Here is a 22,357-nt window from a genome sequence, read left to right as displayed (position 1 = left end):
GTAGTTCGCGGTAATCTGGATCGATGGCGGCGCGATCGTCGGATACTGCGAGATCGGCAGCGTGAAGATCGCCGCAACCCCGGCCAGCATCAGGATGATGGCGATCACCCACGCGAAGATCGGGCGATCGATAAAAAACTTTGCCATGAAACAGGCTCCCTGTTATTGCGCGCTCGAGGCAGCGGCAGCACTCGCCGGCGCGGCGCCCGATGCGGCGGCACCGGTTGCAGCAGCGGCGCCGGAACCGGCGGCAGCCGGCGCGGCGGAGGCAGCAGCGCCCGACGCGGCATCGGCCGCCGGTGCGAGCTGGGCGGGGACCGTCTTCACGGTCGCGCCCGGACGCACCTTGTCGACGCCCTGGACGATCACGTGATCGCCCGCTTGCAGACCGCCTTCGACGACCCAGTTCGGACCCTGCATGCCGGACGTCTTCAGCGGACGCGGCTCGACCTTGTTGCTGGCGTTCACCACCATCGCGACCGCCTGACCCTTCTGGTCATGCGTGACGCCGATCTGCGGCACCAGGAACGCGTTCTCGTTCACGCCTTCCTCGATTCGTGCGCGCACGAACATCCCCGGCAGCAGCACGCGGCCCGGGTTCGGGAAGACCGCACGGATCGTCACCGAGCCGGTGGTCTGGTCGACCGTCACGTCCGAGAACTGCAGCTTGCCCGCTTCCGAATACGTCTTGCCGTCTTCGAGGATCAGCGACACCTTCGCGGCGCCCGGGCCGCTCGTCTTCAGGCGGCCGCTCTGCACGTCCTGGCGCAGCTTCAGCCCTTCGAGGCTCGACTGCGTGAGGTCGACGTACACCGGATCGAGCTGCTGCACGGTCGACATCAGCGTCGCCTGGCTCGCCTGCACGTAGGCGCCCGGCGTCACTTGCGAGATGCCGACGCGGCCCGTGATCGGCGACACGACATCCGTATAGCCGAGGTTGATCTGCGCGGTGTCGACCGCTGCCTTGCCGGCCGCGACGTCCGCGGCGGCCTGCCCTTGCGTGGCCACTGCGTTGTCGTAGTCCTGCTTGCTGACCGCGTTCGCGGCGACCAGCACCTTGTAGCGCGCGACCAACGCGTTCTGCGTGACGAGGTTCGCCTGCGCCTTCGCGAGCGTCGCCTTCGCGCTGTTCAGCGCGGCGACGTACGGTGCGGGGTCGATCTTGTACAGACGCTGGCCAGCCTTGACGTCGGTGCCTTCGGTGAATTCACGACGCAGCACGATGCCGTCGACCCGCGCGCGGACCTGCGCGACGAGGAACGCACTGGTGCGGCCCGGCAGGTCGGTGAAGACCGGTACGGCTTGCGGTTGGACGGTGACGACGCCGACTTCCGGCGTTTGCGGCGGCGGTGCCGATTCTTTTTTCCCGCACGCGGCCAGGAAAACGGCGGCCGTCGCGACAGTGATTAAGCGGTATGGAACCCGTTCGACGCGCATGGAGCGACCTCTGTGTATAACCAATGGAATAAGTGCCGCACCCGACCGGAGCGCAACACGGATGCGCCTCACGGCGCAGATCGAACACCTGAAATACTGGACTGCTAGATACAGCAAGCGGCACGAAACCTCCGTGCCGACAGGTTGCCCCGCAACTGCGGACTGGTACTTTGGCGGGAATCAGCAGAGTGGGATATTAACTGATTGCCACTTGGGTCATTCGATCGTAGGGTGGTATTGTATATACATTCACGAATGTATGTAAAAAGCCGGTTTGTGCCCAGCCGGCTGTCCAGTCTTACGAATTGTTACCAGTCGCAAGCATAGCCCGTCTGAATGACGGCTGCGAGGGTTGCAGACCCTATATTCACCTACGATCGATCCAATCAGGCCTGCACATGGTCAGACGTACCAAGGAGGAGGCGCTCGAGACGCGCAACAGCATTCTCGACGCCGCCGAGCACGTGTTCTTCGAGAAGGGCGTGTCGCACACGTCGCTCGCGGACATCGCGCAGCACGCCGGCGTGACGCGCGGCGCGATCTACTGGCACTTCGCAAATAAGAGCGAGCTGTTCGACGCGATGTTCGACCGCGTGTTTCTGCCGATCGACGAACTGAAGCGGATGCCGCTCGACGCGCCGGGCGGCAATCCGCTCGAGAAGATCCGCCAGATCCTGATCTGGTGCCTGCTCGGCGTGCAGCGCGACGCGCAGTTGCGCCGCGTGTTCAGCATCCTGTTCATGAAGTGCGAATACGTCGCGGACCTGGAGCCGCTGCTGCAGCGCAACCGCGCGGGAATGAGCGAGGCGCTCCACGCGATCGACGCCGATCTCGCGGGCGCCGTGCGGCTCAAGCTGCTGCCCGAGCGGCTCGATACGTGGCGCGCGACGCTGATGCTGCACACACTCGTCAGCGGCTTCGTGCGCGACATGCTGATGCTGCCCGACGAGATCGACGCCGAGCAGCATGCGGAAAAGCTCGTCGACGGCTGTTTCGACATGCTGCGCTACAGCCCGGCGATGCTGAAGGACGGCGACTGACGACGCAGCGGACGCGGCGCTCGCCCCGCCCCCTGCCGCCGCATCAGGCCGCCTTCGCGCGCTGCGCGCGGGCCCGCCGGTTCGACGCGGCCACCGAATCGCGCACCGGCACCGGTGCGCCGGCCAGGCCCGCGATCCACGCATCGGTCGACATCACGGCCGCGAAATTCGACTGGAACACCACCGTGTACGCGCGGTGAATCTCTTCGGCGCTCGCCGCGCCCGCTTCGTTCTCGTACGGCAGCGCGCCCGTCGCGTCGTCCAGGTATTCGACCTTCAGCCCTGCATGCGCCGCGTGATAGACCGTCGCCGCATTGCAGTTGTGCGTCATGTAGCCGGCCACCGCGAGCGTGTCGATCCCGTGCGTATCGAGCCACGCGGCGAGATCGGTGCCGGCAAACGAACTCGCCTGCGTCTTCCCGATCAGGTGCGCGTAAGGCCGGCTCGCGACCACCGCGTGCAGCGCGACGCCGTCGGAGCCGGGCGCGAAGATCGGCGCGCCGGCCGGTGCGAGATGCTGGACCACGATCACGGGCACACCGGCCGCATGCGCGGCGTCGATCGCACGGCCGATGTTCGCGAGCGACACGTCGAGCGGCGGATACTCGATCGGGAGGTTGCCCATCACGTATTCGTTCTGGACGTCGATCACGATCAGCGCACGGCGGGCAGCAGGATGGGAAGCGGGAGACGGGACGGCGTTCGAATTCGACATGGCGGGCTCCTGGTCCGGGGGCGCGGCCCCGCCCCGGAACGGGACGGCCAGCGGCGCGATGCGATGCATTGTCGGGCCGCGTCGTTCACGCGGACAGTGGCCCGACAGCCATTCTTCGATAAAATCGGGCCATCACCATCCCGGAGCCCGTCATGGCCGCTGCCGCGTTGCTCGCCCCGCCCGTTCCGACCGTCGTCGCCGTGATCGCGTACGACGGCATCAGTCCGTTCCACCTGTCGGTACCGTCCGTCGTGTTCGGCAAGGAACGCGATGCGGCCACGTCGCCCGCGTTCGAGTTTCGCGTCTGCTCGGCCGAGCGCGGCCCGCTCGCGACGACGGGCGGCTTCACGATCACCGCGCCATACGGGCTCGATGCGCTCGACGATGCGGACATCGTGATCGTGCCGGCGTGGCGCGACCCGGACGAGGCGCCGCCCGACGAACTGCTCGACGCGGTCCGCGCGGTCGCCGCGCGCGGCGCGCAGCTCGTCGGCCTGTGCCTCGGCGCGTACGTACTCGCCGCGGCCGGCCTGCTCGACGGTCGCCCGGCCACCACGCACTGGGCGTGGGCCGACGATTTCGCGCAACGCTTTCCGCGTGTGAAGCTCGATCCCGACGTGCTGTACGTCGACGACGGCAACCTGATGACGTCGGCCGGCACGGCCGCGGGGCTCGACTGCTGCCTGCACGTCGTGCGGCGGCGCTTCGGCTCGGACGCCGCGAACCAGATCGCGCGCCGCCTCGTGATCCCGCCGCACCGTCAGGGCGGCCAGGCCCAGTACGTACCGCAACCGGTCGCCGCGCACCCGCGCGATGCGCGGCTCGCGGGCCTGCTCGACTGGGTGCGCGCGCACCTCGACGCCGCGCACAGCGTGGATTCGCTCGCCGAACGCGTGCTGATGAGCCGGCGCACGTTCACGCGCCACTTCCGGCAGGCGACGGGCACGACCGTCACCGCATGGCTGCAGGCCGAGCGGCTCACACGCGCGCAACATCTGCTGGAAACCACCGGACAATCGATCGACGCGATCGCGCAGGCAGCCGGCTACGGGTCGAGCGTGTCGCTGCGCCAGCATTTCGCGGGCGCGCTCGGCACGTCGCCGTCTGCGTATCGAAGGGAATTTCGCGGCGCCGGAGCCGGCGCCGACGCGGTGTAACGCCGGCCGCTCAGCCGCCGTTGATCCAGCGTGCCGCATAAAGCAGCACCGCGACGAATACGATCATCGCCGCCCATGCCCAGACCGGCACCGTGCCCGAACCGCGATGCGGGAGCGCGCTGGCCGCGCGCCCGGTCAGCGCGCCGCCCAGATGCGGCGGCAGCGCACGCTTCGTGGCCATCAGCGACGCAGGGCGCAGGAACACATGCTGGCGGCGCTGTGCGGCCGAGCGCGCGCGATTCGGCGCAAGGCCATGCTTCGCCTGCACGACCGCGCAGAACTCGCGGAAGAAATCGTCGGTCCAGTCGCGCAGCGCGTTGTCGATCTGCCGCCCCGGCAGTTCGGCGAGCGGCCCGCTCGCCGTCGCCCAGACCACGTATTCGATACGCGTGGCGTTCGCGTCGTCATCCGGCATCAGCACCAGTTCGACCTGACCGCGCAGCGCGCCGAGGCCGTCGGCGCGTGCCTTGAAGTTGAGCACGCGGCGCGGCTGCCCTTGCGCGTCGCCCTGCTCGGCCGCCGCATGTACGCGCACGTCGTAGCGCGCGCGCAGCGGGCCGAGCGGTACCGTGATCGTCAGCGCGAACTCGCCGTGTGCGAGCTTCACGAACGATTCGCAATGATCGAAGCTCGCGCGCAGCAACGCGAGATCCTCGAACGCCTCCCGCACGACAGGCGGCGCGAGCGCAACGCGTAACGTGTCGTTCAGTTCCATGACGCCTCCCCGGTGAACACGCGCCGCATCAGGACGTCTCGACGAGACTGTCGACCCGTGCGACATCGAAGGCGACATAGTGCGCAAGCACGGACGCCGCCTCCTTCGGTTCCTCGTAACTCCATGCGGCGTTCTCGATCACGCCGTCTTCCGTCTGCAAGTCGAAATGCACGGCCTGCCCCCTGAACGGGCACGCGCTCGTGAACTCCGACTTCACGAGCCGGCGCATGTTGACGTCACCGCGCGGCAGGTAATGGATGTCCGGCAGTCCCGTTTCGCGCACGGTCAATGCCCGGTGCGAATCGGCGTACGTGATGCCGCGATGGATCACGCGCACACGATGACGGTTCGGCACGATTTCGAGTCGAGGGTCGGCTGCATCGGACATCGTTTCTCCTTCGGGCGGCCCGGCAGGCAAACCGGGCGCAGGAAACGAAAAAGCCACGGCACGGGTGCCGTGGCTTTCATTATGGGCGAAACTTCGTCCGATTGCGCGACCCGGGCCCGGGCCGCGCGCGGCAGGCTACTGCGCGCTCCACTGGAACGCGGTCTTCGCGCCGCCCTTCGCGCCGACCGTGACGGCGCGCGATTCATCGTTGCCCTGGTACATCGCATGCACCGTATAGCGCCCCGGCGGCACCTGCACGAGCATGTACGGCCCGCGTGCGTCGGTTTTCAGCACTTCGGCGCCCTTGCCGTCGACGATCCGCACATGGACGTCGGCCAGGAACTCGCCGCCCTTGCCGGTGAAGCGCAGCGCCAGCGGCCATTTCGACTCGTTGCGCTGGAACGCCGTCGATTCGTCCTGCCCGACGCCGCCGGACACGAAGGTGACGTCGCCTTGCTGGCGCGCGGCGGGCAAGCCGTCCGACTGCGCGTACGCGCCGGTCGCACCGGCTGCGAGGCCGGCGGCCAACGCCGCGGCGACGGCAAATCGGGACACGTTGCGTAGATATTGCATGGCTCTCTCCTTGGGGTCGGAACACATACGGGGCGCTGCGTCACGCGATCGAGCGGCGGCGGCGCCCGCCGCGGCCGGCCTGGCCGGCCGTCGGCCATACCGGTCAGCTCAGGTCGACCGGTACGAAGATCTGCGCATTATCGCGCTGGATCAGAAGAGCAAGACTGTTGCCTGCACCCTTGACCGCGTCGCGCAGCTGCTCGGGGCTCGTCACCGGGCGGCCGTTGACCGCGAGGATCACGTCGCCGGGCTGGATGCCTGCATTGGCGGCCGGCCCGCCGGCCTGCTGCACGATCAACCCGTGCGACAGGTTGTCGGCGCTGCGCTCCTGCGGCGACAGCGGACGCACCGCGACACCCAGGCGCCCCTGCTCGACCGGCCCGCCGTCGTTCGACGCGAGCTTCGCATCGGCCATCGCACCAAGCGTCACGCTGAGCGACTTCTTCGCCTTGTCGCGCCAGATCTGCAGGTCGGCCTTCGAACCGGGCTTCAGGTTCGCGATCTGCGCGGGCAGCGACGTCGAATCGGCGACCGGCGAACCGTTGACCGACAGGATCACGTCGCCCGGCTGCAGGCCGGCCTTCGCGGCCGGACCGTTCGGATCGACCGAGCTGACGAGCGCGCCGTCCGGCTTCTGCAGCCCGAACGAACTCGCGAGCGTCTGGTTCAGCCCCTGCACGGCAACGCCGAGGCGGCCACGGCTCACGTGGCCCGTCTTCACGAGCTCGTCCTTGACCTTGATCGCCTCGTTGATCGGGATCGCGAACGACAGGCCCTGGAAGCCGCCCGTCTGCGAGTAGATCATCGAGTTGATGCCGATCACCTCGCCCTGCAGGTTGAACAGCGGGCCGCCCGAGTTGCCGGGGTTCACCGGCACGTCGGTCTGGATGAACGGCGTGTAGTTCTCGTCCGGCAGCGCGCGCGATTTCGCGCTGATGATGCCCGACGTGACCGTGTTGTCGAAGCCGTACGGCGAGCCGATCGCGACGACCCACTGGCCGACCTTGCTCTGCGCCGGATCGCCGATCTTCACGGTCGGCAGGCCGCTCGCGTCGATCTTCAGCACCGCGACGTCGGACTGCTTGTCGGCGCCGACGACCTTCGCCTTGTATTCGCGCTTGTCGGTCAGCTTGACCGTGACGACGTTCGCGCCGTCGATCACGTGCGCATTGGTGAGGATGTACCCGTCGGAGCTGATGACGAACCCGGAACCGAGGCTCGCGCTCGGCTGGTCGTCCGGCTGCGCGTCGCCGCCCATGCCCGGCACCTGGCCGTAGAAATGCTTGAAGAACTGGTAGAACGGGTCGCTCGGATCGATCGGCAGCTGCGGCTGCTGCACGCGCCGCGACACCTGCTTCACGACGTGCTTCGCGCTGATGTTCACGACCGCCGGGCCGTAGGTCTCGACGAGCCCGGAGAAATCGGGGATGCCGGTCTTCGCGGCCGCTTCGGCCGGCATCAGGGCGGCAGCCTGCGCGGGCGAGATGATCTGCGGATCGGCGCGGCGGGTGCCGGCGAAATAGCCGGCTGACAGGGCGGCCGCCACGGCGACCGCGACGGCGCCGCGCGCAAGGAATCGGGTATTCATCGTAGGACCTCCTCTTTGTTAGGACGCAGCGTAACGACCCTGACTTAAAGGAGGCTTAATCAGCCTTAAGCGGGGCTTAAGCGGCTGCCGGCGCTTCACACTGATTCGGACGATTGCGGCGCCTCGGCCGGCATCTCGGCGTCGCGGAACACGACGCTGACGAGCAGGCCGCCCGCGGCCGCGTCGCCGAGCGACACCGTCGCGCCCTGCTGCGCCGCCACGCGCTTGACGATCGCCAGCCCGAGCCCGCTGCCCGCCACGTCGGTACGCGCCCGAGCGGAGCTGTCGCGGTAGAAACGGTCGAACACGCGCTCGCGCTCGTCGGCCGGGATGCCGGGCCCGCTGTCGCCGATCTGGACGCACGCGCGACCGGCCGCGTCGCGAGTCAGCGACACGTCGATGCGGCCGCCGTCCGGCGTGTACTTCACCGCGTTGTCGAGCAGGTTGCCGAACATCACGCGCAGCGCGCCGACGTCCGCGACGACGCTCGCCGCGCGCGTCTCCTCGAAGCCGAGATCGATGTCGCGCCGCTGCGCGAGCGGCGCATGCGCGGCCACGCATTCGGCGAGCAGCGCTTGCAGGTCGACCGGTTCGCGCATCGTCGCGCCATCCGGTTCGGCTCGCGCGAGCGCGAGCAACTGCTCCGTGAGGCGCGTCGCGCGCGACACGCCGTCCTGGAGATCCGCGACCGCCTCGCGGCGCGACGCGTCGTCCTTCGCGCGAGCGACGAGCTGCGCCTGGATCTGCACGGCCGCGAGCGGCGTGCGCAGTTCGTGCGCGGCGTCGGCGACGAACGCCTTCTGCGTATCGAGCGCGGCCGACAGCCGCGCGAGCAACCCGTTCAGCGCGCGCACGAGCGGCTGCACCTCGAGCGGCAGGCGCGCGTCGGGCAGCGGATCGAGCGCTTCCGGCCGGCGCGCCTCGACCGCGCGCGTCACGCGGCCGAGCGGCGCGAGGCCGCGACCGACGATCACCCAGACGGCAGCGCCAAGGAACGGCAGCAGCACGATCAGCGGCCACAGCGTGCGCAGCGCGACGTTCGCCGCGAGCCGGTTACGCACCGACAGCGGTTGCGCGAGCTGCACGACGTTGTCGCCGACGATCGCGCCGTACACGCGCCATTCGCCGCGATCGGTGCGCTCGGTCGAGAAGCCGAGTTCCGCGCGCGGCGCGATCGGCGCACGCGGATGCGAGAAGTACATCAGCACGCCGTTGCGGTTCCAGATCTGGATCACGATGCCTTCGTCGCCGTTGGTGCGCGAGCCGAACACCTGCGAGAACGGCTCCGACGGCAGCGCCGCGGCGATTTCCTGCAACTGGTAATCGAACAGTTCGTTCGCTTCCGCGAGCGCCTGCCGGTAGATGAGCCAGCCCGCGAGGCCCACGCCCGCGACGACGATAGCGAGCAGCCAGATCAGCAATTGATGACGAATCGACCTCACGCGTCAGCTTTCCTTGACGACCATGTAGCCGAGCCCGCGTACGTTGCGGATCAGATCCGAGCCGAGCTTCTTGCGCAGCGCATGGATGTAGACCTCGACCGTGTTGCTGCCGATCTCTTCGCCCCAGCCGTACATCTTCTCCTCGAGCTGGCTCTTCGACAGCACCGCGCCCGGCCGCGCGAGCAGCGCCTCGAGCAGCGCGAACTCGCGCGCGGACAGCGCGACGGGCACGCCGTCGAGTGTCACCTGGTGCGAAGCGGGGTCGAGCGTCAGCGCGCCGTGGCGGATCAGCGACTCGCTGCGCCCGGCCTGGCGGCGGATCAGCGCGCGCATCCGTGCGCCGAGTTCATCGAGGTCGAACGGCTTGACGAGGTAGTCGTCGGCACCCGCGTCGAGCCCCTTCACGCGATCGGCAATGGCGTCGCGCGCGGTGACGATCAGCACGGGCAGCGACAGCCCGCGCGCACGCAGCGTGCGCAGCACGTCGACGCCGTCACGCTTCGGCAGGCCGAGGTCGAGCAGCAGCAGGTCGTACGTCTCGCCGCCGAGCGCCGTGAGCGCCGCGTCGCCGTCCTGCACCCAGTCGACCGCGAAGCCGTCCGAGCGCAGCGCCTTGCGCACGCCTTCGGCAATCATTCGATCATCTTCGACAAGCAGTATCCGCATCGGGACAGGCATCCATGGGGCGAGTCAAACACGCCGACCATTGTAGCGCCGCGAATCGCGCGCGCGGCACCCTGCAATGCAACAGTAAGGCGGATTGCAAGGGGTCTGCGCGGACTTGTCTCTACAATGTGCGCTTTGGCGCCGCCGCGCGCCCTGCCCGAGCCCCTGCTTCTCCCGTATTCGCCCATGCCGATTTCCGATCTTTCCGTCCGGTTCGCCCCCCGCGCCCGCTTGTGCCTGCGCGCAGCCGCCGTCGTCGCCACCTGCACGGCCCTCGCGTTCGCACCGTCCGCGCAGGCCCGCAAGAAATCCCACAAGGAAGCGCGCAAGACCACCGTCGTGTCGCCCGCCGCGCGGGCGGCCGGCCTGCCGGCGTCCGTGCTCGTCGCGCTGCAGCGCGCGAAAGTACCGGCCTCGGCGATGAGCGTCGTCGTCGAGCGCGTCGGCGATCCCGAGCCGCTGATCGCGTGGAATGCGAGCCGGCCGATGATGCCGGCATCGACGATGAAGCTCGTCACGACCTTCTCGGGCCTGTCGATCCTCGGCCCCGACTACCGCTGGCGCACGACCGCGTATACGGACGGCACGGTCGACCCCGACGGCACGCTGCAGGGCAACCTGTACATCAAGGGCACCGGCGACCCGAAGCTCGTGCCCGAGGAACTGATCGACCTCGTCGACAAGCTCCGCAAGGCCGGCGTCAAGCGCGTGGCCGGCGGCCTCGTGCTCGACAAGAGCTACTTCGCGACGTCGACGCGCGACCTGCCGTCGTTCGACGACGACGCCAGCGCGCCGTACAACGTCGGCCCCGATCCGCTGCTGTACGCGTTCAAGGCCGTATCGTTCACGGTCACGCCGGGCGACGACGGCAAGGTGGCCGTCGACGTGTTGCCGCCGCTCGCGAACCTGTCGATCGACAACCAGCTCGTCGAAGGCTCGGGCTCGTGCAGCGCGGCGGCCGCGGCCGCGCGCCCGACGCTGTCGGCCGGCAGCGGGATCATGACGGCCTCGTTCGCCGGCGACTATCCGCTGCGCTGCGGCGCGCACACGACCAACCTCGCGATCCTCGATCACACGACCTTCTTCGCGCGCGGCTTCCTCGCGCTGTGGCAGCAGGACGGCGGCACGATCGCGGGGCCCGTGAGCGAAGGCAAGGTGCCGACCACCGCGCGTCCGCTCGCCGTGCATCACAGCCCGGTGCTCGGCAGCATCGTCTACGACATCAACAAGTTCAGCAACAACGTGATGGCGCGCAACCTGTTCCTGACGATCGGTGCGGTCAGCGGCAAGCCGCCCGCGACGCCCGAACAGTCGAGCCGCGTGATCCAGGCGTTCCTGCAGAAGAGCGGCATCGCGATGCCCGACCTCGTGCTCGAGAACGGCTCGGGCCTGTCGCGCGAAGAGCACGTGAGCGCGCTGTCGCTCGCCGCGCTGCTGCAGGCCGCGAATGCGAGCCCCGTCGCGCAGACCTTCATCGATTCGCTGCCGATCGCCGGCATCGACGGCACGATGAAGAACCGCCTCACCAACGCCGGCGTGCTCGGCAACGCGCACATCAAGACCGGCACGCTGCGCGACGTGCGCGCGATCGCGGGCTATGTCGGCGGCGCCGACGGCCAGAGCTACATCGTCGTCAGCTTCATCAACAACGATCACGCTGAAGCCGCGCGCGCCGCGCACGACACGCTGCTCGAGTGGATCTACGCGGGCGCGCACTGACGCGCCGCGCACCACGCACCACGCATCGGGTCGCCCCCACGGGCGGCCCGTGCCGTTTTCCGCGGCTCCGCACACTGAATTTCCCGCCGCCCGGTTTGAAACGCCCCCGCCGCCGGCGCGCAACGCGCCGCGCGCCAACCGCGCCTGGAAAACAGGGCCGCACCGCCCGGCCCCGCGCCGTGCGGCTTCCGTAGAAACCCTGTCCTCAGAGGGAACCCTCTACGCTGCCCCCTCGCCTATCGTGTGGCGATTGCGTAGGCTGTTGGCCTGACCGATATCAACAACGGGCCACACGCCCGGCCTCAAGGCTTGCAGGGGAAAGAAGGAGACACGCCCATGCGATTCGACGTCGAATTGCTTCTGCTCGCGCTGGCGCCCGTCTTCCTGCTCTGCATTGCGTGGGAGGCCTGGCACCTCGCCCGCACACGTGCGCAGGACCATGTCTACGCGTGGCGCGACACGCTGTGCAACGCGGCGCTCGCCCTGATGCACCAGGGCGCCGACAAGATCGCGTGGCTGTTCGTGATCCCCGTCTACGCGTACTGCTACCAGCACTACCGCCTGTTCACGTGGCACGACAGCTGGCTGTCGTTCGCGGTGCTGTTCGTCGCGCAGGACTTCCTCTACTACGTGTTCCATCGCGCGAGCCATCGTGTGCGCTGGCTGTGGGCCGCGCATGTCGTGCACCACTCGTCCGAGCGAATGAATTTCTCGACCGCGTTCCGCCAGAGCCTGATGTACCCCGTCGCGGGCATGTGGGTGTTCTGGCTGCCGCTCGCGTTCGCCGGCTTTCCGCCGCAACAGGTCGTCGGCATCGTGCTGATCAACCTCGCGTTCCAGTTCTTCGTGCACACGCAGGCGATCGGCAAGCTAGGCTGGCTCGAATACGTGCTGAACACGCCGTCGATCCACCGCGCACACCATGCACGCAACGCGCGCTACATCGACCGCAATTACGCAGGCGTCCTTGTGATCTGGGATCGCCTGTTCGGCAGCTATGTGGACGAAACGCCCGACGATCCGCCGCAGTACGGGATCGTCGAGCGGCTCGGCTCGAACAACCCGCTCGTCGCGACGTTCCACGAGTGGGTGTCGATGGTGTCCGACGCGTTGCGCGTCGACGGATGGCGCAACAAGCTGCGCGCGATTTTCGGCCCGCCCGAATGGGCGAGCGCTTATCATGCGCAGATTGCCGAGGCCGCGAACCAGGATCCGCGCACCGTGCCGCTGGCGGCTGCGCGTGACCAATAAACCGTTTTAGCCAACGGCCGCCGCGCAGCCCGGAACCGAGCAGGCACGCGGCAGATGAGAAATACATCAGGCCATATCTACGAGGAGATCGAACGATGCAGACACAACAACACGCACCTTCCCGCACCCGCCTACGCATGCTGCGCACCACGCAAGTCGCGATCGCCGGCGCCGCGCTCGCGCTGCTCGCCGCGTGCGGCGGCGGTGACGACAACAACAGCAGCAGCGCGTCGAACACGCCGCCGTCGGGCGTGAAGATGCAGATCGTGTCGTTCGGCGACAGCCTGTCCGACGCGGGCACCTACTCGCAGATCAAGCTCGGCTTCGGCGGCGGACGCTTCACGACCAACCCGGGCCAGGTGTGGACGCAGAACGTCGCGCAGTATTACGGCGATACGCTGCAGCCCGCGAACCAGGGCGGCTTCGGCATTCCGCTGCAAGCCACCGGCGGCCTCGGCTACGCACAGGGCGGCTCGCGCGTGACGCTGCAGCCGGGCATCGGCCACGCGGATGCGAGCGTGCCGAACGCCGACTACGCGCAGGCAACCACGACGCCGATCGCCGACCAGGTCAAGCAGTACCTGTCGCAGCACGGCAGCTTCAACGCCGGCCAGATCGTGCTGGTCAACGGCGGCGCGAACGACATCTTCTATCAGGCGCAGGTCGCGCAGGCGCAAGGCAACACGCCGGCCGCGCAGCTCGCGGCCGCGCAGGCGATCGGCCTGGCCGCGCAGCAGCTCGGCGGCATCGTCCAGCAGATCGTCGCGGCCGGCGCGACGCACGTGTACGTGTCGAACGTGCCGGACATCGGCGGCACACCGCTCGCGCTGCAGGGCGGCACGCAGGCCGCGTTCACGCAACTGTCGGGGCTGTTCAACCAGACGCTCGCCGGCACGCTGGCCGCGCTGAAGGTCGACACGACGAAGGTCGCGCTGCTCGACACGTTCACGTGGCAGGACGGCATCGCGGCCAACTACCAGGCGAACGGCTTCAGCGTATCGAACACCGACACCGCCTGTAACCTGAAGGCGATGGTCCAGGCCGCCACGCAATACGGCGTCGCGAACGCGACCGCCTTCGGCTCGTCGCTGTTCTGCTCGCCGCAGACCTACACGGTCGCGAACGCGGACCAGACCTACATGTTCGCCGACACGGTCCACCCGACGACGCGCCTGCACTTGCTGTTCGCGCAGTTCGCCGAACAGCAGATCGCGAAGTCGGGCGTCGGCAAGTAAGCAGCCGGCCACGCGCCCAAACAAAAACGCCCGACCGGTTCGCCGGTCGGGCGTTTTTTCATGTGTGAAGCGCGATGGTTGTCAGTCGCGTGCTTCGAACGCGGCCGCCGCGCGGCCCAGGCGATCGTTGACCGCGATCCATTCGACGGTCTCGGGCAGCTTCTCGACGAGGATGCGCGCGACTTGCGCGCGATCGAGCGCACGCAGCATCCCGTACAGGTCGCGAGCGTAGGCCTGCGGATCTTCCGGTGCCGCGACGAAATGCACGCCGTCGGCTTGCGCCCAGCGCCCCGCGCGCGATGCGCGTGCGACGAGCGCGACACGTTCGCCGTCCGTTTGCGCAGCCGCGAGCAGCGGCTCGAGCGCGTCGAACGGCAGCAGCGCGAGCGGCGTGCGCGGCGCGTAATGCGCTTTCAGCGTGCCCGACGCGCGCGGCGCCGTTGCGTCGCTACCGTCCGGCAGCTGCGGCGCGCGGCCGAGCACGCCGGCGATCTGTTGCGGCGTCACGTGGCCCGGGCGCAGCAGCGCCGGGAAACCGCGCGACAGGTCGAGGATCGTCGATTCGATACCGACTTCGGACGCGCCGCCGTCGAGCACGTGCACGGTGTCGCCGAATTCCTCGCGCACGTGCTGCGCGGTCGTCGGGCTCACGTGGCCGAACCGGTTCGCGGACGGCGCCGCGACACCGCCGTGGCCGCCGCGCCGCGCACTGAACGCGGCCAGCAGCGCTTGCGCGACCGGATGCGACGGGCAGCGCAGCCCGACTGAATCCTGCCCGCCGCTCACGGCGTCCGGAATGCGCGCATGGCGCTTCAGGATCAGCGTCAGCGGGCCCGGCCAGAATGCGTCGATCAGCGCCTGCGCGTCGGCCGGCAGGTCGTCGGCCCAGTAGCCGGGATCGCCGCCCGGCGGCAGATGCACGATCACCGGATGGTTCGCGGGCCGCCCTTTCGCCGCGTAGATGCGCGCGACGGCCTCGGGATTCGCCGCGTCGCCGCCGAGCCCGTAGACGGTCTCGGTCGGGAACGCGACGAGTTGCCCCGCGTCGAGCAACGCGGCGGCCGCGTCGATCTGGGCGTGCGTCACGGATTTCGGGAGATCGATGGACATCGGCTGACGCCTCAGTCGAGCGGCACGCGCAGCAGCTGCGCGCACGCGGTGGCGGCGGCAACGGCTTCGTCGCGCGTCTCGGCCGTGAAGTTCACGTGGCCCATCTTGCGGCCGACCCGCGCGTCTTCCTTGCCGTACAGGTGCAGGTGTGCAGTCGGCATCGCGGCGACCGTGTCCCACGGCGGCGTGACGGCTTCAGCCACGGCACCGTTCGGGAACCACACGTCGCCGAGGATGTTCAGCATCGCGGCCGGCGAATGCTGGCGCGGGTTGCCGAGCGGCATGCGCGTCATCGCGCGCACCTGCTGTTCGAACTGGCTCGTTGCGCACGCATCGACCGTGTAGTGGCCGGAGTTGTGCGGGCGCGGCGCCATTTCGTTCGCGACGAACGAGCCGTCTTCCAGCACGAAGAATTCGACGCACAGCACGCCGACGTAGCCGAGCGTATCGGCGATCCGCACGGCTGCCTGCTGCGCCTCCGCGACGCGCGCGGCATCGGCGGCCGGCGCCGGTACGACCGTCAGCGCGAGGATGCCGTTGTGGTGCGCGTTCTGCGCGAGCGGGAATGCGGCCGAGCGGCCGTCCGCGCCGCGCGCGATCAGCGCCGACACTTCGTATTTCAGCGGCAGGCGCTTCTCGAGCACACACGGCACACCGTTCAGCGCCGCATGCGCGTCGCGCGCTTCCTGCGCGGTGCTCACACGCACCTGGCCCTTGCCGTCGTAGCCGAGCCGCGCCGTCTTCAGGATGCCCGGCAGCACCGCGTCGAGCGCGGCATCGTCGAGTGCGGCGAGCGCCGCCGACGATTCGATCACGACGTGCGGCGCGACGGGCACGCCCGACGCCTCGATGAAGCGCTTCTCCGCGATCCGGTCCTGCGCAACCGCGACGCAGCGGCCGGCCGGCGCGACGAACGTCGTGCGCGCGAGGAAATCGAGGCTCGCGGCCGGCACGTTCTCGAACTCCGTCGACACCGCGTCGCACAGCTCGGCCAGTTCGGCGAGCGCGGCTTCGTCGTCGTATGCCGCGCGCAGGTGGCGGTCGGCGACCGCGCCGGCGGGGCTCGTCGGATCGGGATCGAGCACGGCGACGCGATAGCCCATCGACTGGGCGGCAAAGCAGAACATGCGGCCGAGCTGGCCACCGCCGACCATGCCCAGCCACGCGCCGGGCAGGATCGGGGAAACGGAATCAGGAGTTGCGGTCATGTCAGTGGTCGGTCGCGGCGGGCGCTGCCCGCCGCAGTGGGGAGGTCAGGCAGCCGCCGGATTGGCAGTGCGGCCGCCGGTGCGCCGTCATTCCAGCGGCGGGAGCACCATCGCGTGCGCGGCTTCGTTCTGGCGCACGCGGAACGCGGCGAGCCGGTTCGCATAGTCGACCGAGTTGCCGGACAGGATCGACACCGCGAACAGCGCGGCATTCGCGGCGCCGGCCTCGCCGATCGCGAACGTCGCGACGGGCACGCCCTTCGGCATCTGCACGATCGAGTGCAGCGAATCGACACCCTTCAGGTACTTGCTCGCGACCGGCACGCCGAGCACCGGCACCGTGGTTTTCGCGGCCAGCATGCCAGGCAGGTGTGCGGCGCCGCCGGCGCCCGCGATGATCGCGCGCAGCCCGCGCTCGCGCGCCTTCTCCGCATAGTCGAACATCTCGTCGGGCATCCGGTGCGCGGACACGACCTTCGCTTCGTACGGTACGCCGAATTCCTGCAGGATCGCGACCGCGTGCTTCATCACGTCCCAGTCGGAACTCGAGCCCATCAGCACACCGATGAGCGGCGCGCTGTGCGTGTGGGCAGTCTGAACTTCACTCATTTCGTCTGTTCCTGTCGACCGGAGTTAGTGCTTTAGCACTTACTCCGGTCCCATGCAAAGCTCGCTCAGGCGAGCGACTGGCCCGTGATGCGTTCGAGCGCTTCCTGGTACTTCGCGGCCGTCTTCTCGACGACGTCGGCCGGCAGCGCCGGCGCCGGCGCCGTCTTGCCCCACGGCTGCGCCTCGAGCCAGTCGCGCACGAACTGCTTGTCGAACGACGGCGGGTTCGTGCCGACTTCATACTGGTCGGCCGGCCAGAAGCGCGACGAATCGGCCGTCAGCGCTTCGTCCATCAGGTACAGCTTGCCGTGGTTGTCGAGACCGAATTCGAACTTCGTGTCGGCGATGATGATGCCGCGCGTCGCCGCGTAGTCGGCCGCTTCCTTGTACAGCTTGATCGAGATGTCGCGGATCGTTGCAGCCAGCTCGGTGCCGATGCGGCGCTCGGTTTCCTCGAACGTGATGTTCTCGTCGTGCTCGCCCATCTCGGCCTTCGCGGCCGGCGTGAAGATCGGCTCGGGCAGCTTCTGCGCGTTTTGCAGGCCTTCTGGCAGCTGCACGCCGCACACGGCGCCCGATGCCTGGTATTCCTTCCAGCCGCTGCCGGCCAGGTAGCCGCGCACGACCGCTTCGATCATGATCGGCTCGAGGCGCTTGACGACCACGCCGCGGCCCTTCACCTGCTCGACCTCGTCGGCCGCGACGACCGCTTCCGGCGCGTCGCCCGTCAGGTGGTTCGGCACGATGTGCGCGAGCTTGTCGAACCAGAAATTGGCCATCTGGTTCAGCACGCGGCCCTTGTTCGGAATCGGCTCGCCCATCACCACGTCGAATGCCGACAGACGGTCGGTCGTGACGATCAGGAGCTTGTCGTTGCCGACCGCGTAGTTATCGCGGACCTTGCCGCGACCGAGGAGCGGCAGCGAGCGGAGCGTGGATTCGTAAAGGGTAGACATCGTCTTTTCGCAGATAAGGAGCCAAACAAAAAGGGAAACGCCGTTCCCCGCGGCAGGCGGGAACGGCGGTCTTGCAATACGTCGGCGAACCGGCCGGGCGACAGTGCCCGGGCGGTTGCCGGCCGGCCCTCGTTCGGCCGGACGGAACGGCTGCCGGGGCCGGATCAGATCCGGCAACCGGGCAGCCAGCCCCGGCCTTGCGGCGGGGCAATCGTACTACAGTCTCAGCGCACGACCTGCGCGAGCGCGCCGGACTTGTACTGTTCGGCGATCTTGTCGAGCGACACCGGCTTGATCTTGCCGGCCTGGCCTTCGCAGCCGAACGCGAGGTAACGGTCGACGCAAACCTGCTTCGCCGCTTCGCGCGCGGGCTTCAGGTAGTCGCGCGGATCGAACTTGCCCGGGTTCTCGAACAGGTAGCGGCGGATCGCACCGGTGATCGCGAGACGCAGGTCGGTGTCGATGTTGATCTTGCGCACGCCGTGCTTGATGCCTTCCTGGATTTCCTCGACCGGCACGCCGTAGGTTTCCTTCATGTCGCCGCCGAATTCGCGGATCTCGGCCAGCAGTTCCTGCGGCACCGACGACGAACCGTGCATCACGAGGTGGGTGTTCGGAATGCGCGCGTGGATTTCCTTGATGCGCTCGATCGACAGGATGTCGCCCGTCGGCTTCTTCGAGAACTTGTACGCGCCGTGCGACGTGCCGATCGCGATCGCGAGCGCATCGCACTGCGTGAGCTTCACGAAGTCGGCGGCCTGCTCCGGATCGGTCAGCAGCTGCTCGCGAGTCATCGTGCCTTCCGCGCCGTGGCCGTCTTCCTTGTCGCCCTTCATCGTCTCGAGCGAACCGAGCACACCGAGTTCGGCTTCGACCGTCACGCCGATCGAGTGCGCCATCTCGACGACCTTGCGCGACACGTCGACGTTGTACTCGTACGACGCGACCGTCTTGCCGTCGGCTTCGAGCGAACCGTCCATCATCACGCTGGTGAAGCCGCTGCGGATCGCGCCCATGCAGACTGCCGGCGACTGGCCGTGATCCTGGTGCATCACGACCGGGATGTGCGGGTACGACTCGACTGCTGCTTCGATCAGGTGGCGCAGGAACGGCTCGCCCGCGTACTTACGTGCGCCAGCCGATGCCTGCATGATCACGGGCGCGCCGACCTGGTCCGCCGCCGCCATGATCGCCTGGACCTGCTCCAGGTTGTTCACGTTGAAGGCCGGCAGGCCGTAACCGTGCTCTGCCGCGTGGTCCAGCAATTGACGCATTGATACGAGAGGCATTGTGGAACTCCTTGGAATGAAAACCGGTGCGCCCTGACGCCGACGCGGCGCTCGCTCCCGTTCAAACCGGGGTGGCGCGGCGCGGCTGAGCGTCGAATAGCCGCATTTTATCGCGAAGCGCCTCCGATTCCGACCGCCCGGTGGCGCCGACTCGCAATTTGTTACGTTCGCACGGCACAATGCGGGCAAAAAAGAGAAAAAAAGCCGCGCGGGGCTTCGGACCCCACGCGGCTTTCGCGTGAAAAACGGTGCCGGATCAGTTTTTCAGCCGATCCGGGCTGCCGGCGCCCAGGCCGGCCCGATGCTCAGTCGGCGCTCAATAGTGCTCGCCGACCCGCACGATTTTCAGCGTGTTGGTGCCGCCCGCCTGCCCCATCGGCTCGCCGACCGTCAGCACGACCATGTCGCCGTGCTGCACGTAGCCCTGCTTGACGACGATCTCGAGCGCGGCCTGCAGCGCCGAATCGCGGTCGCTGTTGAAGTCCACGTGCAGCGGCGTCACGTTGCGGTACAGCGCCATCGTGCGCTCGCTGCCGACGCGCGGCGTCAGCGCGAAGATCGGCACGTGCGTGTAGTGACGCGACATCCACAGCGCGGTCGCGCCCGATTCGGTCAGCGCGATGATCGCCTTCGCGCCGAGATGGTACGCGGTGAACAGCGCGCCCATCGCGATCGACTGGTCGATCCGCGTGAACGTGCGGTCGAGGAAATCCTTGTCGAGCTCGACGTGTTCCGACTTTTCCGCTTCCACGCACACGGCCGCCATCGTCTCGATCGTGACGACCGGGTACTTGCCGGCGGCCGTCTCGGCCGACAGCATCACCGCGTCGGTGCCGTCGAGCACCGCGTTCGCGACGTCCGACACTTCCGCGCGGGTCGGCACGGGGGCGTGGATCATCGACTCCATCATCTGCGTCGCGGTGATCACGAGCTTGTTCGACTCGCGCGCCATCCGGATCATCCGCTTCTGCAGCGCCGGCACGGCCGCGTTGCCCACTTCCACCGCGAGGTCGCCGCGCGCGACCATGATGCCGTCGGACGCGTCGAGGATGCTCTGCAGCGCCGGGATCGCTTCCGCGCGCTCGATCTTCGCGATCATCTTCGGCTTGATGCCGTACGGCGCGCCCGCGATGTTCGCGAGCTGACGCGCCATTTCCATGTCGGTCGCGTTCTTCGGGAACGACACCGCGACGAGGTCCGCGCCGAGCGACATCGCGGTGCGGATGTCTTCCATGTCCTTCGCGGTCAGCGCCGGCGCCGACAGGCCGCCGCCCTGGCGGTTGATCCCCTTGTTGTTCGACAGCTCGCCGCCCACCTTGACGATCGTGTGGATCTCGTCGCCGAGCACGCGCTCGACGGTCAGCACGATCAGGCCGTCGTTCAGCAGCAGCAGGTCGCCCGGGCGCAGGTCGCGCGGCAGTTCCTTGTAGTCGAGGCCGACGCGTTCGTCGTTGCCGAGCTCGCAGGCGGCGTCAAGGATGAACGGCTGCCCCGGCACGAGCGTGGTCTTGCCGTTCTCGAACTTGCCGACGCGGATCTTCGGGCCCTGGAGGTCGGCCATGATCGCGATCTCGCGGCCAACCTTGCGGGCGGCCTCGCGCACCATCTCGGCGCGCTGGCGGTGATCGTCGGCCGTGCCGTGCGAAAAATTGAGCCGCACGACGTCGAGGCCCGCCTGCATCATCTGCAGCAGAATCTCCGGCGAACTGGAAGCCGGGCCGATCGTGGCGACTATCTTGGTGGCGCGCTGCATGAAACTCCTCATCTGGATCAAGGTGGATGCGCTGGGTGAAACGCTGCGAGAGCCGGAAGCGGCAGGCCCAGCGGCGGCCGCTCCGGGGGGCGTGCCGGTGCTTGCGCCCGGCATCGCTTTGTTCTGAATCTCGTGGTGCTGGTCGGCCGCGTCGCCGGCAGCCGCCGGTGCGCGCGGGGCGGAGTTCGCCCGCGCGGGCGCGCGTTTGCGCTTGCCCGCGCCGGCCGGCTGCTCCGCTTTCGCGGAGCGCACGGCCTTCGTCACCCCTGCGCGCGCCGCCACGCTCAGGCCGCCCGCGTTTCGAGCACTTCCACCGCCGGCAGCTTCTTCCCCTCGAGGAACTCGAGGAAGGCGCCGCCGCCCGTCGAGATGTAGCTGACCTGGTCGTGGATGCCGTACTTCGCGATGGCCGCGAGCGTATCGCCGCCGCCCGCGATCGAGAACGCGGACGATTTGGAGATCGCGTCGGCGAGCGTCTTGGTGCCGTTGCCGAACTGGTCGAACTCGAACACGCCGACCGGGCCGTTCCACACGATCGTGCCGGCCTTTTCGAGCTGGCTCGCGAGCGCCTTGGCCGTATCGGGGCCGATGTCGAGGATCATGTCGTCCGCTTCGATGTCGGCGACCTGCTTCACCGTGGCCACGGCCGTCGGCGAGAATTCCTTCGCGGTGACCACGTCGGTCGGGATCGGCACCGACGCGCCGCGCTCGCGCGCTTCGTCGATGATCGCCTTCGCCTCGTTGACGAGGTCGGCTTCCGCGAGCGACTTGCCGATCGACAGGCCGGCCGCGAGCATGAACGTGTTGGCGATGCCGCCGCCGACGATCAGCTGGTCGACCTTGCCGGCCAGCGACTTCAGGATGGTCAGCTTGGTCGACACCTTCGAGCCGGCGACGATCGCCACCAGCGGGCGCGCCGGGTTGCCGAGCGCCTTGCCGAGCGCGTCGAGTTCGGCGGCCAGCAGCGGGCCCGCGCACGCGACCGGCGCGTACTTCGCGATCCCGTGGGTGGTCGCTTCCGCGCGGTGTGCGGTGCCGAACGCATCGTTCACGTACACGTCGCAGAGCTTCGCCATCTTCTGGGCGAGCTCGTCCGAATTCTTCTTCTCGCCCTTGTTGACACGGCAGTTCTCGAGCAACACGACCTGGCCCGGTGCGACGTTCACGCCGTTCTCGACCCAGTTCGACACCAGCGGCACGTCACGGCCGAGCAGCTCGGCGAGACGCTTCGCGACCGGCGCGAGCGAGTCTTCCGGCTTGAATTCGCCTTCGGTCGGGCGACCGAGGTGCGACGTGACCATCACGGCCGCGCCGGCGTCGAGCGCGGCCTGGATGGCCGGCACGGACGCGCGCACGCGCGTGTCTTCGGTGATGTTGCCCTGGTCGTCCTGCGGGACGTTCAGGTCGGCGCGGATGAACACCCGCTTGCCGGCGAGCTGGCCGGCGGCGATCAGGTCGGTAAGACGCTTGACTTGGCTCATGTTGGACAAATTGAAGTAGTGGATG

The 22,357-nt window shown here is 68.4% G+C and carries 22 protein-coding genes; 6 read left to right on the top strand and 16 right to left on the bottom strand.

Going from position 1 to position 22,357, the window contains the following annotated elements; genetic code table 11:
- Both U5809_RS34685 and U5809_RS23545 read right to left on the bottom strand, forming a co-directional pair.
- The coding region (locus U5809_RS34685; protein ID WP_322079918.1) for an efflux RND transporter permease subunit at nt 1-147 on the bottom strand (147 nt) is incomplete at its 3' end.
- Between the two features lie 15 nt (nt 148-162).
- On the bottom strand, nt 163-1,437 hold the full coding sequence (locus U5809_RS23545) for an efflux RND transporter periplasmic adaptor subunit (RefSeq protein ID WP_282505873.1): 1,275 nt from the start codon (nt 1,435-1,437) through the stop codon (nt 163-165).
- Nucleotides 1,438-1,835: 398 nt separating this feature from the next.
- On the opposite strand from U5809_RS23545, the gene U5809_RS23540 reads away from it, so the two are divergent.
- Entirely contained in the window at nt 1,836-2,477 is a 642-nt protein-coding gene (locus tag U5809_RS23540; protein ID WP_176050222.1) for a TetR family transcriptional regulator, read from the top strand.
- A 43-nt stretch (nt 2,478-2,520) separates the two neighbouring features.
- Here the strand turns inward: U5809_RS23540 and U5809_RS23535 are convergent, their stop codons facing one another.
- The gene (locus U5809_RS23535) at nt 2,521-3,192 is read right to left on the bottom strand and encodes a cysteine hydrolase family protein (RefSeq protein WP_322088309.1); all 672 of its coding nucleotides are present in this window, start codon (nt 3,190-3,192) and stop codon (nt 2,521-2,523) included.
- A gap of 152 nt (nt 3,193-3,344) precedes the next feature.
- On the opposite strand from U5809_RS23535, the gene U5809_RS23530 reads away from it, so the two are divergent.
- Nucleotides 3,345-4,349, top strand: coding sequence for a helix-turn-helix domain-containing protein (locus U5809_RS23530; RefSeq protein WP_322088308.1), 1,005 nt, complete (start codon nt 3,345-3,347; stop codon nt 4,347-4,349).
- Nucleotides 4,350-4,359: 10 nt separating this feature from the next.
- Here the strand turns inward: U5809_RS23530 and U5809_RS23525 are convergent, their stop codons facing one another.
- From U5809_RS23525 to U5809_RS23500, 6 genes are all read right to left on the bottom strand, one after another.
- Nucleotides 4,360-5,064: a CoxG family protein gene (locus U5809_RS23525; RefSeq protein ID WP_322088307.1), complete on the bottom strand. Its 705-nt coding sequence runs from the start codon at nt 5,062-5,064 to the stop codon at nt 4,360-4,362.
- A gap of 28 nt (nt 5,065-5,092) precedes the next feature.
- Nucleotides 5,093-5,452, bottom strand: coding sequence for a DUF427 domain-containing protein (locus tag U5809_RS23520; protein WP_322088306.1), 360 nt, complete (start codon nt 5,450-5,452; stop codon nt 5,093-5,095).
- Nucleotides 5,453-5,587: 135 nt separating this feature from the next.
- Complete coding sequence (locus U5809_RS23515; protein ID WP_282505878.1) at nt 5,588-6,025, bottom strand: carboxypeptidase-like regulatory domain-containing protein; 438 nt, start codon at nt 6,023-6,025, stop codon at nt 5,588-5,590.
- 103 nt (nt 6,026-6,128) lie between these two features.
- A complete protein-coding gene (locus U5809_RS23510; RefSeq protein WP_282505879.1) occupies nt 6,129-7,613 on the bottom strand; it encodes a DegQ family serine endoprotease in 1,485 nt (494 codons plus the stop codon).
- A 95-nt stretch (nt 7,614-7,708) separates the two neighbouring features.
- Nucleotides 7,709-9,055 (bottom strand): ATP-binding protein, encoded by a 1,347-nt coding sequence (locus U5809_RS23505; RefSeq protein ID WP_322088305.1) that lies wholly within the window; start codon nt 9,053-9,055, stop codon nt 7,709-7,711.
- Between the two features lie 3 nt (nt 9,056-9,058).
- Nucleotides 9,059-9,721, bottom strand: a complete 663-nt coding sequence (locus tag U5809_RS23500) for a response regulator (RefSeq protein WP_124453804.1) — start codon at nt 9,719-9,721, stop codon at nt 9,059-9,061.
- A gap of 186 nt (nt 9,722-9,907) precedes the next feature.
- Between U5809_RS23500 and dacB the strand changes: the two genes are divergently transcribed.
- From dacB to U5809_RS23485, 3 genes are all read left to right on the top strand, one after another.
- Nucleotides 9,908-11,440, top strand: a complete 1,533-nt coding sequence (gene dacB / locus U5809_RS23495; RefSeq protein ID WP_322088304.1) for a D-alanyl-D-alanine carboxypeptidase/D-alanyl-D-alanine-endopeptidase — start codon at nt 9,908-9,910, stop codon at nt 11,438-11,440.
- Between the two features lie 336 nt (nt 11,441-11,776).
- Nucleotides 11,777-12,691 (top strand): sterol desaturase family protein, encoded by a 915-nt coding sequence (locus U5809_RS23490; RefSeq protein WP_176050231.1) that lies wholly within the window; start codon nt 11,777-11,779, stop codon nt 12,689-12,691.
- 95 nt (nt 12,692-12,786) lie between these two features.
- Complete coding sequence (locus U5809_RS23485; protein WP_322088303.1) at nt 12,787-13,926, top strand: SGNH/GDSL hydrolase family protein; 1,140 nt, start codon at nt 12,787-12,789, stop codon at nt 13,924-13,926.
- A gap of 81 nt (nt 13,927-14,007) precedes the next feature.
- On the opposite strand, the gene U5809_RS23480 is transcribed toward U5809_RS23485, so the two are convergent.
- The 6 genes from U5809_RS23480 to pyk form a co-directional block, all read right to left on the bottom strand.
- A complete protein-coding gene (locus tag U5809_RS23480; RefSeq protein WP_322088302.1) occupies nt 14,008-15,036 on the bottom strand; it encodes an L-threonylcarbamoyladenylate synthase in 1,029 nt (342 codons plus the stop codon).
- 11 nt (nt 15,037-15,047) lie between these two features.
- Nucleotides 15,048-16,244 carry a 5-(carboxyamino)imidazole ribonucleotide synthase gene (locus U5809_RS23475; RefSeq protein ID WP_322088301.1) on the bottom strand — a complete coding sequence of 399 codons (1,197 nt, stop codon included), beginning with the start codon at nt 16,242-16,244 and terminating at the stop codon, nt 15,048-15,050.
- A gap of 87 nt (nt 16,245-16,331) precedes the next feature.
- The gene (gene purE / locus U5809_RS23470; RefSeq protein WP_050014544.1) at nt 16,332-16,853 is read right to left on the bottom strand and encodes a 5-(carboxyamino)imidazole ribonucleotide mutase; all 522 of its coding nucleotides are present in this window, start codon (nt 16,851-16,853) and stop codon (nt 16,332-16,334) included.
- A gap of 65 nt (nt 16,854-16,918) precedes the next feature.
- Nucleotides 16,919-17,809 carry a phosphoribosylaminoimidazolesuccinocarboxamide synthase gene (locus tag U5809_RS23465; RefSeq protein ID WP_175032501.1) on the bottom strand — a complete coding sequence of 297 codons (891 nt, stop codon included), beginning with the start codon at nt 17,807-17,809 and terminating at the stop codon, nt 16,919-16,921.
- Between the two features lie 224 nt (nt 17,810-18,033).
- Nucleotides 18,034-19,098 carry a class II fructose-bisphosphate aldolase gene (fba, locus tag U5809_RS23460; RefSeq protein WP_176050235.1) on the bottom strand — a complete coding sequence of 355 codons (1,065 nt, stop codon included), beginning with the start codon at nt 19,096-19,098 and terminating at the stop codon, nt 18,034-18,036.
- Nucleotides 19,099-19,414: 316 nt separating this feature from the next.
- Nucleotides 19,415-20,851 (bottom strand): pyruvate kinase, encoded by a 1,437-nt coding sequence (pyk, locus tag U5809_RS23455; RefSeq protein ID WP_034189082.1) that lies wholly within the window; start codon nt 20,849-20,851, stop codon nt 19,415-19,417.
- On the opposite strand from pyk, the gene U5809_RS23450 reads away from it, so the two are divergent.
- A complete protein-coding gene (locus U5809_RS23450) occupies nt 20,850-20,978 on the top strand; it encodes a hypothetical protein (protein WP_256093618.1) in 129 nt (42 codons plus the stop codon). The two genes, pyk and U5809_RS23450, sit on opposite strands and share 2 nt — an antisense overlap.
- Nucleotides 20,979-21,135: 157 nt before the next feature.
- Here U5809_RS23450 and U5809_RS23445 read toward each other — a convergent pair whose 3' ends face one another.
- Nucleotides 21,136-22,332, bottom strand: a complete 1,197-nt coding sequence (locus U5809_RS23445) for a phosphoglycerate kinase (RefSeq protein WP_322088300.1) — start codon at nt 22,330-22,332, stop codon at nt 21,136-21,138.
- Between the last annotated feature and the right edge of the window lie 25 nt (nt 22,333-22,357).

Origin of the sequence: Burkholderia sp. BCC1999, from assembly GCF_905339975.1 — a bacterium.
Lineage (GTDB): Bacteria > Pseudomonadota > Gammaproteobacteria > Burkholderiales > Burkholderiaceae > Burkholderia.
This window is presented reverse-complemented; position numbering and strand designations above follow the sequence as displayed.

Bases quoted from the DNA above. Each gene is read 5' to 3' on its own strand.
- dacB (WP_322088304.1), top strand. From the start codon at position 9,908: ATGCCGATTTCCGATCTTTCCGTCCGGTTCGCCCCCCGCGCCCGCTTG.
- pyk (WP_034189082.1), bottom strand. From the start codon at position 20,851: ATGCAGCGCGCCACCAAGATAGTCGCCACGATCGGCCCGGCTTCCAGT.
- U5809_RS23535 (WP_322088309.1), bottom strand. From the start codon at position 3,192: ATGTCGAATTCGAACGCCGTCCCGTCTCCCGCTTCCCATCCTGCTGCC.
- U5809_RS23510 (WP_282505879.1), bottom strand. From the start codon at position 7,613: ATGAATACCCGATTCCTTGCGCGCGGCGCCGTCGCGGTCGCCGTGGCG.
- U5809_RS23465 (WP_175032501.1), bottom strand. From the start codon at position 17,809: ATGTCTACCCTTTACGAATCCACGCTCCGCTCGCTGCCGCTCCTCGGT.
- U5809_RS23530 (WP_322088308.1), top strand. From the start codon at position 3,345: ATGGCCGCTGCCGCGTTGCTCGCCCCGCCCGTTCCGACCGTCGTCGCC.
- U5809_RS23500 (WP_124453804.1), bottom strand. From the start codon at position 9,721: ATGCGGATACTGCTTGTCGAAGATGATCGAATGATTGCCGAAGGCGTG.
- U5809_RS23545 (WP_282505873.1), bottom strand. From the start codon at position 1,437: ATGCGCGTCGAACGGGTTCCATACCGCTTAATCACTGTCGCGACGGCC.
- U5809_RS23490 (WP_176050231.1), top strand. From the start codon at position 11,777: ATGCGATTCGACGTCGAATTGCTTCTGCTCGCGCTGGCGCCCGTCTTC.
- U5809_RS23480 (WP_322088302.1), bottom strand. From the start codon at position 15,036: ATGTCCATCGATCTCCCGAAATCCGTGACGCACGCCCAGATCGACGCG.
- U5809_RS23525 (WP_322088307.1), bottom strand. From the start codon at position 5,064: ATGGAACTGAACGACACGTTACGCGTTGCGCTCGCGCCGCCTGTCGTG.
- U5809_RS23515 (WP_282505878.1), bottom strand. From the start codon at position 6,025: ATGCAATATCTACGCAACGTGTCCCGATTTGCCGTCGCCGCGGCGTTG.
- U5809_RS23520 (WP_322088306.1), bottom strand. From the start codon at position 5,452: ATGTCCGATGCAGCCGACCCTCGACTCGAAATCGTGCCGAACCGTCAT.
- U5809_RS23475 (WP_322088301.1), bottom strand. From the start codon at position 16,244: ATGACCGCAACTCCTGATTCCGTTTCCCCGATCCTGCCCGGCGCGTGG.
- U5809_RS23445 (WP_322088300.1), bottom strand. From the start codon at position 22,332: ATGAGCCAAGTCAAGCGTCTTACCGACCTGATCGCCGCCGGCCAGCTC.
- fba (WP_176050235.1), bottom strand. From the start codon at position 19,098: ATGCCTCTCGTATCAATGCGTCAATTGCTGGACCACGCGGCAGAGCAC.
- purE (WP_050014544.1), bottom strand. From the start codon at position 16,853: ATGAGTGAAGTTCAGACTGCCCACACGCACAGCGCGCCGCTCATCGGT.
- U5809_RS23485 (WP_322088303.1), top strand. From the start codon at position 12,787: ATGCAGACACAACAACACGCACCTTCCCGCACCCGCCTACGCATGCTG.
- U5809_RS23540 (WP_176050222.1), top strand. From the start codon at position 1,836: ATGGTCAGACGTACCAAGGAGGAGGCGCTCGAGACGCGCAACAGCATT.
- U5809_RS23450 (WP_256093618.1), top strand. From the start codon at position 20,850: ATGAAACTCCTCATCTGGATCAAGGTGGATGCGCTGGGTGAAACGCTG.